The sequence below is a fragment of the Desulfosporosinus sp. I2 genome (genome assembly GCF_000960765.1).
In the GTDB taxonomy this organism is placed as follows: Bacteria; Bacillota; Desulfitobacteriia; order Desulfitobacteriales; family Desulfitobacteriaceae; genus Desulfosporosinus.
In genome coordinates this window covers 1-714 of sequence record NZ_JYNH01000304.1, presented here as the reverse complement: position 1 = coordinate 714, position 714 = coordinate 1, and the positions used below count along the sequence as shown (strand labels likewise).

The window sequence follows — 714 nt, the reverse complement described above, 5'->3', positions numbered from 1 at the left end:
TAGCCCCCGAACAATACTTGTTTTTCTCGAAAATGAATTGAAGGCTGCATAATTATGGAAAAATCTCAAGCAAATTCTTCGCGTCATTTTAGAATCACCGTGGCTTCGCTGGCTGATTGTTCCAGGTTTGTTATTACAGAAATTAACCACGAGAGAGCCAGACGATGCCCAGCTTGAGGTCGCGCTAGCTGCATTAAAAGACGTTTTGGATTCAGGTCAGGAACTAACGTAAATTTTGGGGTGTGAAAGCTAGTATTGATGCATTATGTGTATATTTTTTCGGCGGATAGGTTCTCGGGTTCTTATACCTCCTGAGTTTATCGGACAAAATCAGGCCTTGGTTGTTTTACTTGAGCGTTATGCCTGTAGAGAGATTGATTTGGAAGAATATCAAATATGTGTTTGCCATTGATGTTGCAGAACAGACATGTTCGTATGTGAAAGTACGTATTTTTACGGTACTTATGGAATATGTTCACCGAATTTAAAGGGAGTGGTGAAAAGATGGGAGAAAAAGCCAAGTCGGAAAAAGTGAAGATTACGCATCAAGTAAAACGAATCAGGGGCTCCATCGAGAAACAAACACAATGCATTCAGTGTCGGAGCCGGGCGGTAAGAATTATCGGCAAGGATCAGTATTTCTGTGCAGATTGTTGTACTGAGTTTAAAGTCTGCGGAAACAAGGTAACAGTGTATACGATCGGTACGGATGGC

Annotated in this window: 1 protein-coding gene and 1 pseudogene; both read left to right on the top strand. The window is 41.5% G+C overall.

What is annotated here, in order from left to right; genetic code table 11:
• Nucleotides 1-91 precede the first annotated feature (91 nt).
• Nucleotides 92-232 (top strand): annotated as a pseudogene (locus tag UF75_RS27885) (DUF1385 domain-containing protein); the annotation flags it as partial.
• A 272-nt stretch (nucleotides 233-504) separates the two neighbouring features.
• A partial coding sequence (locus UF75_RS25825) for a hypothetical protein (protein WP_045577371.1) occupies nucleotides 505-714 on the top strand: 210 nt, incomplete at its 3' end.